The following is a 12135-nucleotide window of genomic DNA, read 5'->3' as shown; positions in this document are numbered from 1 at the left end:
CTGTCCACTGTATTACTCGGCACTGACATTGCTTGAATGGGGACGGGCACTGATCTCTCCGACTGCGAGGACACGGAGCACGATGTCTCCGGTTTCATCACTGGCGCGCACGTCCACCTCGGCGTCGATGGCCCAGTCCCGGTTGTCATCGGGATCGGCCAAGGTCTGACGGACGGTCCATGTCTGGGAACCAGGTTCGATCGAGATATATTCCTTGCCTCTGGCCTTCCCGTCGGTGAGGAGGTCACCGTACTCTTCGTAGAAGTCTTCGATCGCGTCTTCCCAGGCTGTGGAGTCGAAGCCGCTGTCGGCATCGAGACGGCCCAGTTCCGCGTAGTCGGCGCGTTCGGCCAGGAGCACCCGGTGGAACAGAGCATTGCGCACCTCGGCGGTGAAGACCCGCACGTTGTCGGAGAACTTCCGATCGAGGTCTGGCAGCTCTTCGTCCGCGAAGTCCGTCGGGGACAGTCCCTGCAGGGTGCGCCATTCATCGAGCAGGGATGAGTCGGTTCGGGCGATCGTCTCCCCCAGCCATTCGATGATGGTCGAGAGTTCATCGGTCCTGTCATCGGCGGGGACATTGTGTGTCAGTGCCCGGAAGACGTCGGTGAGGTAGCGCAGGAGGCTGCCCTCGACCCGGGTGAGAGCGTAGTAGCTGACGAACTGGGTGAAGCCCATCGCCTGCTCGACCATGTCGCGCACGATCGACTTCGGTTCGAAGTTGCCGGAGCGCAACCACGGGTGCACCTCGATGAAGTGTTCGAAGGCGGGTTCGAGGACCTCCGCCAGCGGCTTCGGTCCTTCGATCTCGTCGAGGATGGCCATCCGTTCGGGGTACTCGAGGCCTTCGGCCTTGAGCTCGGCCAAGGTGTCCTTCTTGATCCGATCGAGTTGGCCTTTGAGGACGGGGAACGGCACCGGTGTGGTGGATTCGACCAATGAGACCACATCGAGGGCAAAGGTCTCTGATTCAGGGTCGAGCAGTTCGAGTCCGGCGAGCACGAAGGGTGCCAGCGGCTGGTTGAGAGCGAACTGGGGTCCCAGGTCCGTGGTCGGCACCAACCCTCCGTCCTCGACTTCGATGAGACCGGCGTTGATCAGTGAGCGCCCGATGTTCAGTGCCGTGAGTTTAAGATCGAGGTGGCGTTCCCGGCTTTCGTAGGTCTTGTCGATGAAGCGGCTGATCATCGCCACGTTCGAGCCTGGGCGGGCGACCAGGTTGAGGATCGTCGAATGGTCGATCTTCATGCGTGAGCGCAGAGATTCGGCCTGGGATTCGATGAGTTTTGTGAAGGTCTCCTCCGACCAGCCGACGAACCCGGCGGGGGCGGACTTCTTCTTGACCTTCTTCTTTTTCTTGTCCGCGTTGGCCGCTTTGGCTTCTGCCCGCATGTTCTCGATGACATGTTCTGGTGCCTGCGCGATGACGTAGCCGCGGGTATCGAAACCGGCGCGACCAGCACGGCCCGCCAGCTGCTGAAATTCGCGGACGCTGAGTTTGCGCATCTTCCGGCCGTCGAACTTCGTCAGCCCTGTCAGCAGCACGGAGCGGATGGGAACGTTGATGCCGACGCCGAGGGTATCGGTTCCGGAGATGACCAACAGCAGGCCTTTGAGCGCGAGCTGCTCGACCAGCCTGCGGTATTTGGGCAGCATTCCGGCATGGTGGACGCCGACTCCGTGCAGTAGCAGTTTGCGCAGACTCTGCCCGAATCCCTTCGCGAAGGTGAAGCCCTTGATGGCTGCCGCGACTGCGGCCTTCTGCTCCTTCGACGCGAGGTCGACGGAGAGGAGACCTGTGGCCAGGTCGATGGCGCCCGCCTGTGAGTAGGACACGACGTAGACGGGGGCCTTGTCATTGCGCACCAGGGAGCGCAGCGTGTCGGAGAGGGGTTCGGTGGAGTATTCGTATTCCAGAGGCACCGGTCGGGTCGCCGAGGTGACTACGGAGCTGTCACGGCCGGTGGTGTCTTCCATGGTGCGGCAGATTTCACTCGTGTCGCCGAGGGTGGCCGACATGAGCACGAACTGCGCCTGCGGCATTTCGAGCAGCGGAACCTGCCATGCCCAGCCGCGTGAAGGATCGGCCACGTAGTGGAATTCGTCCATGACGACCATGCCTGCATCGACCAGACCGCCTTCACGCAGTGCCTGGTTCGCCAGGATCTCAGCCGTCGCACAGATCACGGGCGCATCTCCGTTGACGGTGGAATCGCCGGTGATCATACCGACGTTCTCAGCACCGAAGGCGTCGATGAGGGAGAAGAACTTCTCGCTCACCAGAGCCTTGAGCGGGGCCGTGTAATAGGCCCTGATCCCCCGGGTGAATGATTGGTAGAGGGCGAACAGCGCCACCAGTGACTTGCCCGAACCTGTGGGCGTGGCGACGATCGTGTTGTCGCCGGCCAGAATGTTGAGGATGGCTTCGTCCTGAGCGGGGTACGGTTCGATTCCCAGCTCGTCGCAGTAGTGGCCGAAGGCCTCGTACACCGCGTCTTCATCAGCGAATTCCGCTGGGATCTCCTGCAATCGCACCACAACTATGCACAGACCTTTCCGTTTAGACTGATGTCCATCCTATTGATCGAACCTCAGGAGTTTCAGATGCCGGTTTTCGCCGTCAACTATGTTTATGGTCCCGATACAGATACTCGCATGGATGCGCGCCCCGCTCATCGTGCGTGGCAGTCCGATCTGTATGAAGCCGGAACTGTACTGGCCTCGGGTCCGCTGGACAATGAGCCGGTGCCCGGTGGCCTGCTGCTGATGCAGGCCGCCGACCGCAAGGAACTCGATGCCCATCTGGCCAACGATCCCTACGCCTCGATCGGTGTCATCGACGAAACGGTCGTTCGGGAGTGGACCCCAGTCTTCGGTCCGTTCTCCCCAGCCTGAGCCTATTCCCTCAGGAGTGAGGCCGCATGGCCGCTGTGCGCGGGTCTCCCCATTCGGGAGGATACCCGCGCACAGTCATACCGGTGGCCAGCGGGCCCTTCGCTCAGTCCTGGGAGTCGTCTGACTCCTCGGCGTCGGTGCTGCGGATGGGAATGCCGTCCTTCTTCATCTTCACCAAGGAAGCGATCGTTGCCACCGCCATGGCAACGACGATGAAGCTCAGCGACAGCCACGTCGGGATCTCTGGGATTGACGCGCCCCAGGACAGGAAGTCCCAGTCCGATTCGTGGAGAGCGTGGACGAAGAGCTTGACGCCGATGAAGGCGAGGATCGCTGCGATTCCGTAATGGAGGTAGACGAGCTTGTCGACGAGACCTCCGAGCAGGAAGTAGAGCTGGCGCAGACCCATGAGCGCGAAGACGTTGGCGGTGAAGACGAGGAACGTATTCTGGGTGACACCGAAGATCGCCGGAATCGAGTCGAGCGCGAACATGACGTCCGTGGAACCGATCGCAATGAAGACGATGAACATTGGTGTCCAGTACTTCTTGCCTTCGAGAGTGACGCGCAGACTGTTGCCGTGGTACTCGTCGACGACATTGATTCGTTTGCGCAGAAGACGGATGAGTCCGTTTTCTCCATCGCCCTCATCCTCATCGCTGAATGCCTGCCGGTACGCGACGATGAGGAGGAAGATGCCGAAGATGAAGAAGACCTCGACGAACGCGGTGATGATCGCAGAACCGGCCAGGATGAAGATACCGCGGAAGACGATGGCGATGATGATGCCCACCATGAGAACTTCCTGCTGGTATTTCCGTGGCACTGAGAAGCTGCCCATGATGATGATGAATACGAACAGGTTGTCGATGCTGAGCGAGTATTCGAGCAGCCAACCGGTGAGGAACTCACTGCCGTGCGTTGCGTCGCCGATGGCGAAGAGCGCACCGGCGAACACAATGGCGAGGCCGACGTAGAACGCGACCCAGATGCCCGCTTCCTTCATCGACGGGGTATGGGGACGCTTGACGACGAGCAGAAGATCGAAGATGAGGATCGCGACGACGACGATGCCCGAGGTGATCATGAACCACGGAGGAATGGCGGACTCGCTGCCAGCTGCGGCTTGACCGCCTGCTGCGAGAGTGGAGGACAGGATATCCATGGATGCCTTTCAAAAGGAGTCGGTGATGTACCCGTGCCGAAAGTCTCTCCCACGCTATGACCACTGCGGCAGTGGCGGCGTGCGCTCCGCGCCCGGACCCTTCGAAGGATCGTGATGACGAGCACGGATGGACGGGATACTCCCTTTCGCCAGCCTCACCAGTATAGTCGGGCGGATGCTGGGCCACGCACATGCGCACCGATTCAGGCGTGCCCGGCTTGCTTCATCTGCCGCAATTCCTTCTTCAGGTCCGAGAGTTCATCTCTGAGGCGGGCGGCGAGTTCGAACTGCAGCTCCGCCGCTGCCGTGTGCATCTGCGATGTCAGGGATTCGATGAGCTCGGTCAGGTCCGCTGCCGGTGGACGCAGGGAACCGGCCTTGCCGGCAGCCTGACGCTGTTCGTCGGTGAGTGTCGAGTTGTACCCGCGTTTGCCCTTGCCGTAGTCGAATTCGGTCAGCAGCTCACGTGTGTCCGCGTCCTCCCGTTGCAACCGTTCGGTGATGTCGGCGATCTTCTTCACCAACGGCATGGGATCGATTCCATGTTCCTTGTTGTGGGCGACCTGGATCTCGCGTCGACGGTCGGTCTCGTCGATGGCCTCCCGCATGGACCGTGTGATGGTGTCGGCGTACATGTGAACCTGGCCGTTGATGTTACGCGCTGCACGACCGATCGTCTGGATCAGGGAGGTGGCAGAACGGAGGAAACCCTCCTTATCGGCGTCGAGGATGGCCACCAGGGAGACCTCGGGCAGGTCGAGGCCTTCACGAAGAAGGTTGATTCCGACGAGGACGTCGAATGAGCCGGCTCTCAGCTCTGTCAGGAGTTCGACTCGCCGCAGAGTGTCGACGTCGGAGTGGAGGTACTCGACTCGCACCTCGTGTTCGAGGAGGTAGTCCGTGAGGTCCTCGGCCATCTTCTTCGTCAGTGTTGTGACCAGGACCCGCTCTTGGGCGTCGACGCGGGTTCTGATCTCGTCGAGCAGATCGTCGATCTGTCCCTTGGTCGGTTTGACGACGATCTCCGGGTCGACGAGACCGGTGGGTCGGATGATCTGCTGGACGTATCCGTTCGCGTTGCCCAGCTCGAAGTTGCCGGGAGTCGCCGACAGGTACACGGCCTGCCCGATGCGTTCACGGAACTCATCGAACTTCAGCGGCCTGTTGTCCATCGCACTGGGCAGACGGAATCCGTGTTCGACCAGTGTGCGCTTGCGCGACATGTCGCCTTCGTACATGCCGCCGATCTGCGGCACGGTGACGTGGGATTCGTCGACGACGAGAAGGAAGTCTTCAGGGAAGTAGTCGAGCAGACAGTTCGGTGCCGACCCGGCGGGACGTCCGTCGATGTGCCGGGAGTAGTTCTCGATGCCGGAGGTGAAGCCCATCGACTCCATCATTTCGAGATCGTAGGTCGTGCGCATCTTCAGGCGCTGAGCCTCGAGGAGCTTGTTCTGCGATTCGAACTCGCTCAACCGTGTCTGCAGTTCGTTCTCGATCTCGCTGACGGCTCGACCCATACGGTTCTCACCGGCGACGTAGTGGGAAGCGGGGAAGACATGGATCGTCTCTTCTTCACGCACGATCTCACCTGTCAGCGGGTGCAGCGTCTGGAGAGTTTCGATCTCATCGCCGAAGAACTCGATCCGCAGGGCCAGTTCCTCATACTGCGGGATGATCTCGACAGTGTCGCCCCTGACACGGAAGGTGCCGCGGGTGAATGCCATGTCGTTGCGGGCATACTGCATCGACACGAAGCGTTTGAGGAGTTCATCGCGGTCGCACTGTTCGCCGCGCTTCAGCGTCACCATCCGGTCGACGTATTCCTCGGGTGTGCCCAGACCGTAGATGCAGGACACCGTCGAGACGACCACGACATCACGGCGGGTGAGCAGGGAGTTCGTTGCCGAGTGGCGCAGACGTTCGACCTCGTCGTTGACTGAGGAGTCCTTCTCGATGAAGGTGTCGGTCTGGGGAACGTATGCTTCCGGCTGGTAGTAGTCATAGTAGGAGACGAAGTACTCGACGGCGTTGTTGGGCAGCAGCTGACGGAACTCATTGGCAAGCTGTGCGGCCAAGGTCTTGTTCGGTGCCATGATCAGGGTCGGGCGCTGAACCTGTTCGATCAGCCAGGCCGTGGTTGCGGACTTACCTGTACCGGTGGCGCCGAGCAGGACGATGTCGCGCTCACCCCGGTCGAGACGTTCCGATATTTCGGTGATTGCGGTGGGCTGATCACCGGATGGGGAGTATTCGGAGACGACTTCGAAGGGGGCGACTGTGCGCGTGACATCCGGCCTGTGGCCGATGGCTGGCAGGGGACGTTCTGAGCTCATGGTCCCACACTAGCCCTCGACACTGACGCAGTGAATGATCGGGACCTGGCACAGGGAACTATTGGGACCTGCCACAGGGAATTCTCGGGGGTGAGACTGTCGTCGGGATGGGACTGGGGCGTGCGCCGCTCAGTCGAAGCTGCCGGGGACGAGTCGTCGGCGAATCGTCAGGAAGTAGGGTTCCTTCGCCTCCGCATATCCGTGGGAGTGATCATCGCCGGCATAATCAAGGGCCAAAGTGGACTTCAGCTGTGCGTATCGGTCGCGTTCGACGGTGTCCGTACGCAGCAGTTCAACGAATTCCCGCGCGAAGATGGCACCCACCGAATCCGTCGTTCGGACATGGAGGTTGACGGCCCGCCCCGGGTCCGTGTTCGCGTGAAATCGTTTGGTCTCCAGCTGCCCCTCGCCGAGGTTGTCGACAGCCTCTTTGCCCGGATATCCCAGCTCTGCCAGCCGGTCAGAGAGTTCATGTGCAGTATCGAGATCGGGTACGAGCATCTGCAGGTCGATGACGTCCTTCGCAGCGAGATCCGGTACTGCTGTCGACCCGATGTGGTCGATGTGGAACTGATCGCCGAGGCCGTGGTGGAGTTTGGCGATGATCCGCTGTGCCTGCAGCTCCCAGTCCTGACCATCGGGGTCAACGAGTTCGGCCGGGCCTCGTTCTGCACGCCGCTGCGCTGTCAGATTATCTGCGAAGGGAAGGATTCGGTCGTGGACGAGGTCGGCAACCCGGTCCTGCGTTGCAGTGACCGTGCCCGCGTTGTCGATGATCACGTCGCAGACGGCATACCGGTCCTCGTCGCTGGCTTGTCGGGCGATGCGCGATTCTGCGTCGTCGCGGGTCATGCCCCTGGCCCTCATCAGCCGTTCCAGGCGCAGTTCGGCCGGGACGTCGACGAGAAGATTGAGGTGGTAGGCGGGGGTCATCGCGTTCTCGACGAGCAACGGCACATCGTGGACGACCACCTCGGCGTCGGAATGCCTGGCGAAGTGCTCGAGGGTGCGGTCACGGATCGCGGGATGCATGAGCGCGTTCAAAGCCGCGGTGGACTGCTCATCGACAAATGCCGCGGCTGCCAGCTGCGCCCGGTCGAGTCCACCGTAGTCACCGATGATGGCCTCACCGAATCTCTCAGCAAGGTCATCGAGCAGGGGCTCCCCCGGTGCGACGACCTCCCGTGCGATCTTGTCGGCATCGATGATCGCGGCACCGTGGGCGGCGAGGATCTCGGAGACGGTTGATTTCCCGGCACCGATTCCACCGGTGAGACCTATTTTCAGCATGACCTCAGCCTAGCCATTTCAGGTGCACCTAGCGAGATCAGGTGCACCTAGCGATCGAGCGAGTAGACCAAAACTCCTTCCTCGGCGAACACCGGTTCGCCCAGGCTGGTGTTGAGGAAGTTCTCGTATTCTCCGGGACCACCGGGCAGAAGCGGCGCGTCCGGGGCAAGGACGACAAAGTCGACACCCGAATCGCGCAGCTCATCGACGGCCGCGCTCATCTCACTGCTCTCAGGATCTGGGAAGGGCGCACCGGAGTACACCACCTCGTGCAGCAGCGTGTCCAGAGCATCCTCCGGGGCTGCATAGGTGACACCCGCATCCGGGCTCGAGCCGATGAAATAGCCGCCGGTCTCCCGGTAGTGGAAACCGCTCACCGACTGCCACACCATGGCTTCGTCGGCATGGGGTTCGGCCCAGGCCAGCGGGCGGGGAACAGTCTTCACGACCGATCCTGCGGGAATCACCTCGGCGATGGATTCGGTGTAGAACTCGGGCACGTAGACTTCGCGTGACGTCTGCACACCAGGAATCACTGTGACCGCGGCAACTGCCAGCAGCCCCAGCAGAGCTTGGCCGACGCGGAGCCGGATATTCTCAAGCGCCCATTGCAGTCCGCAGCCGAGGATCACGAACAGTGCGATCGTCGAATGCAGGACCAGGCGCATGGGCAGGACGTTGTTGAGCACCGGTATCGCTTCGACCAATGCGAAGGGACCGGTCCCAAGGATGCTCTTCCCATTGAGAAGTACCGGTGAGCCCAGCGAGAGGACGAAGACCAAGAGCCCCGTCGCCGAGGCGATGGTCAGGATCGTTCCATACCTCGGCTTGCGGACCAGGCAGATGACGATGAGGGCAGCGACGATGAGGGCGGGCACTCCGACGTAGGCGCCGAGTTCGGCGGCATCGATGTCCATGATGCGCGGAATGGGTGAGGCACCTGACCCGAGAAGAGTCGGGCCGGCGGGGATGATGGGATCGAGCAGATCCGTGTTCCATACTCCGTGGGGTCGAATCGCACTGTCGGGCGCGTTGGGTCCGCGCATCGTGAACAGGAGGGGCAGGGCGATGAACAGCGCCAGCGCGGATCCGAGCACACCGCCGAGGCCCAATCTCAGCCAGCCGGGGAGGTTCCAGACCTTCCTGCCGAAGACGGCGATGCTGACCAGCAGGCACAGTGCGGCGATGAAGGTACCGGCGAGGACCTCGGTGGAGACGTAGAACTGGAACCCCAGCACAGCTCCCAGTCCGAGGCTCAAGGTCCAGAACTCACGGCTGCCGATTCCCACCCGAGGAGCCCGCAGCAGGAGTTTGAGGATGATCAATGCCACCAGTGGTGGTGCGACGGCGAAGGCGAGGTTGGGATGGCCGGAGGTCTGGGCGATCACGTAGCTGGAGAACCCCACTCCGCCGGCCGCGATGAAGGCAGGAATTCGGGTGAGGAACCGGGTGAAGAGAGCCGCAGCCGCGAGGCTGACCAGCACCGGGATGGAGATGATGAGCAGGTTGTAGCTGACGATGGGTCCTGCCGCCCAGGTGACGGGGGCCAGGATCAGGGCCAGGCCGGCCAGGGACGTGTTCCAGGCTCCGTTGACACCGCCGTTGAGTGTGTTCATCGCCTCCGTGAAGAGGAGGCCGTCCGCCGATCCTGCCTGAGGGGTGCCGAAGCCGAGCTGCGAGGCGAAGATGTCCGCGGCGTGTCCGAGCCACCAGATGAAGAGGGAGGAGTCGTCGTTGCCGGCGACAACTTGCCCTCCGGGATCGGCGGCGACCTGTCCGAACACGCAGATGCTGATGACAGTGAGCATAAGCGCATACCACAGCCACGGTCGGGCTCGCTGTCGCAGGGTGGATGCATACACAAAGGGCTCCCGGCCAATCGACCGGGAGCCCTTGTGAGTGCTGTTATCAGCTGCCTGCAAGCTTCTCACGCAGAGCTGCGAGAGCTTCGTCGCTGGCCAGTGTTCCTTCGTCGGCTGCCTCTTCCGAGGAGAACGATCCGGTGGCTGGTGCAGCTTCGGCAGGAGCGCTGCCGGCCTCTTCGGAGCCTGCTTCGGCATCCGCAGCGATGGCCTTGGCGACCTGCTTCTTGTGCTCTTCCCAGCGTTCCTGAGCGGCAGCGTACTGCTGCTCCCAGACCTCGCGCTGTGAGTCGAAGCCTTCCATCCACTCGTTGGTCTCTGGATCGAAGCCTTCTGGGTACTTGTAGTTCCCGTCTTCGTCGTATTCCTGCGGCATGCCGTAGAGGGCAGGGTCGAGGAATTCGTCGGCCTCGGGGTCGACGCCTTCGTTCGCCTGCTTCAGCGACAGCGAGATGCGACGACGCTCGAGGTCGATGTCGATGACCTTGACGTAGATGGTCTCGTCAACGGAGACGACCTGTTCTGGCAGGTCCACGTGGCGAACTGCGAGTTCGGAGATGTGGACGAGGCCTTCGATGCCGTCTTCGACGCGCACGAATGCACCGAACGGAACCAGCTTGGTGACCTTGCCGGGAACGATCTGACCGATGACGTGAGTGCGAGCGAAGTGCTGCCATGGGTCTTCCTGAGTCGCCTTGAGCGACAGGGAGACACGTTCGCGGTCCATATCGACGTCGAGCACCTCAACGGTGACCTCGTCACCAACGGTGACAACCTCGCCTGGGTGATCGATGTGCTTCCAGGACAGCTCGGAGACGTGAACGAGTCCGTCGACACCACCAAGGTCGACGAATGCACCGAAGTTGACGATGGAGGAGACGACGCCGGGACGGACCTGGCCCTTCTGCAGGGTCTGCAGGAAGTCGTGGCGGACCGCGGACTGGGTCTGCTCGAGCCATGCGCGACGGGACAGAACGACGTTGTTGCGGTTCTTGTCCAGTTCGATGATCTTGGCTTCGACCTGCTGGCCGATGTAAGGAGCAAGATCGCGGACGCGACGCATCTCAACGAGGGAAGCAGGCAGGAAGCCGCGCAGACCGATGTCGACGATCAGGCCGCCCTTGACAACCTCGATGACGGTACCGGTGACGACACCGTCGTCTTCCTTGATCTTTTCGATGTCACCCCAGGCGCGCTCGTACTGAGCGCGCTTCTTGGACAACATGAGTCGGCCTTCTTTGTCTTCCTTCTGAAGAACGAGGGCTTCGATTTCGTCCCCGACCTCGACGACTTCGCCGGGATCGACATCATGCTTGATGGAGAGTTCTCGCGAAAGGACGACGCCTTCCGTCTTGTATCCGATGTCGACGAGGACTTCGTCGCGATCGACCTTGACGACGGTTCCTTCGACGATGTCGCCATCGTTGAAGTACTTGATCGTCTCATCGACGGCGGCGAGAAAATCCTCAGCGGTTCCGATGTCGTTGACAGCGATCTGCTTCGGCTGCACCGATTCCGGCGTGGTGGTGGTCATATAGGTTGGGACTCCGATGGAATTATGGTCCAGATCCGATACTCTGAGGCGATGCTGTTAAACAGCCCGAGAACTGGATCCGGTCTCGATTACGATTTTGGACATGCATGCATACGCGCATACGGTTGTCAATACTAGCATCATCCATGGCGTGAATGCACGCCGCAGTCGGAAACAGAACATGGCAATCGCCACGGAGGAATGATGAGCGACGGAAGTTATCGGGCCGAGGTCATCAGCGGTGGCTATCTGCCCATCGATGAAGAGGCATCTGTCCGCGCCAACAGAGGCTATTGGGACAATTCAGCTGAGGAATATCTCGCCGAGCACGGCAGTTTCCTCGGTGCCTCCGAATTCATGTGGTGTCCCGAGGGAATTCATGAATCGGATGTCCGTCTGCTCGGAGATGTGAGCAGACGCCAGATCCTCGAGGTCGGCTGCGGCGCGGGTCAGTGCTCACGCTGGTTGGCCGAAGAGGGTGCAATCGCCACCGGAGTCGATGTCTCCGCCGGCATGCTCGAGCAGGCCTCGCGCCTGCAGCGTGAGCACCCGCTCAGCGACGACGCCACTCCCCCGACGTTCCTGCACGCCGATGCCCGTCAGCTTCCCTTCGCCTCGAACAGCTTCGACGTTGCGTTCTCCTCCTATGGGGCGCTGCCCTTCGTGAAGGACGCCGAGGTGGTTCTCGCCGAGGTCGCCCGTGTGGTCCGTCCGGGCGGACGGTGGGCGTTCTCGACGACGCATCCGATGCGCTGGATGTTCCCCGACGTGCCCGGCGAATCTGGCCTGACCGTTGAGTACTCCTACTTCGACCGGACCCCCTATGTGGAGATCTCCGCAGACGGCCAGCCGGTCTATGCTGAACACCACCGCACCATGGGTGATTGGGTGAACCTACTGGTGACAGCCGGCTTCACGATCGATTCGGTGACCGAACCTGAATGGCCGGAGTCCAACCAGACCGCTTGGGGCGGCTGGTCTCCGCTGCGTGGGACCCTGATGCCCGGCACCGTCATCTTCTCCACCACACTCAGCAAGGATTGACTCAACAGC

General features: G+C 61.5%; 8 protein-coding genes. 2 read left to right on the top strand and 6 right to left on the bottom strand.

Features of this window, described 5'->3' with window-relative positions:
- Window positions 1–12: 12 nt before the first annotated feature.
- On the bottom strand, window positions 13–2538 hold the full coding sequence (locus tag INT40_RS01370; RefSeq protein ID WP_193095312.1) for a DUF3516 domain-containing protein: 2526 nt from the start codon (window positions 2536–2538) through the stop codon (window positions 13–15).
- Between the two features lie 66 nt (window positions 2539–2604).
- On the opposite strand from INT40_RS01370, the gene INT40_RS01365 reads away from it, so the two are divergent.
- The gene (locus INT40_RS01365) at window positions 2605–2895 is read left to right on the top strand and encodes a YciI family protein (protein WP_101570278.1); all 291 of its coding nucleotides are present in this window, start codon (window positions 2605–2607) and stop codon (window positions 2893–2895) included.
- Window positions 2896–2998: 103 nt separating this feature from the next.
- On the opposite strand, the gene INT40_RS01360 is transcribed toward INT40_RS01365, so the two are convergent.
- The 5 genes from INT40_RS01360 to rpsA all read right to left on the bottom strand — a co-directional run bounded on the left by INT40_RS01360 (window position 2999) and on the right by rpsA (window position 11082).
- Window positions 2999–4060 carry a TerC family protein gene (locus INT40_RS01360; protein ID WP_101570279.1) on the bottom strand — a complete coding sequence of 354 codons (1062 nt, stop codon included), beginning with the start codon at window positions 4058–4060 and terminating at the stop codon, window positions 2999–3001.
- Window positions 4061–4263: 203 nt separating this feature from the next.
- Window positions 4264–6396 (bottom strand): excinuclease ABC subunit UvrB, encoded by a 2133-nt coding sequence (gene uvrB, locus INT40_RS01355; protein WP_226830497.1) that lies wholly within the window; start codon window positions 6394–6396, stop codon window positions 4264–4266.
- Window positions 6397–6525: 129 nt separating this feature from the next.
- Entirely contained in the window at window positions 6526–7686 is a 1161-nt protein-coding gene (gene coaE / locus INT40_RS01350) for a dephospho-CoA kinase (RefSeq protein WP_193095311.1), read from the bottom strand.
- Window positions 7687–7733: 47 nt separating this feature from the next.
- A complete protein-coding gene (locus INT40_RS01345) occupies window positions 7734–9494 on the bottom strand; it encodes a hypothetical protein (protein ID WP_226830496.1) in 1761 nt (586 codons plus the stop codon).
- Between the two features lie 100 nt (window positions 9495–9594).
- The gene (rpsA, locus tag INT40_RS01340) at window positions 9595–11082 is read right to left on the bottom strand and encodes a 30S ribosomal protein S1 (protein WP_101570283.1); all 1488 of its coding nucleotides are present in this window, start codon (window positions 11080–11082) and stop codon (window positions 9595–9597) included.
- Between the two features lie 204 nt (window positions 11083–11286).
- Between rpsA and INT40_RS01335 the strand changes: the two genes are divergently transcribed.
- Complete coding sequence (locus INT40_RS01335) at window positions 11287–12126, top strand: class I SAM-dependent methyltransferase (protein WP_101570470.1); 840 nt, start codon at window positions 11287–11289, stop codon at window positions 12124–12126.
- Window positions 12127–12135 lie beyond the last annotated feature (9 nt).

The organism is Brevibacterium sp. FME17 (assembly GCF_014897515.1).
Classification (GTDB): domain Bacteria; phylum Actinomycetota; class Actinomycetes; order Actinomycetales; family Brevibacteriaceae; genus Brevibacterium.
Note: the sequence above shows the minus strand (reverse complement) of the source record. Positions and strands in the feature narration are given on the sequence as shown.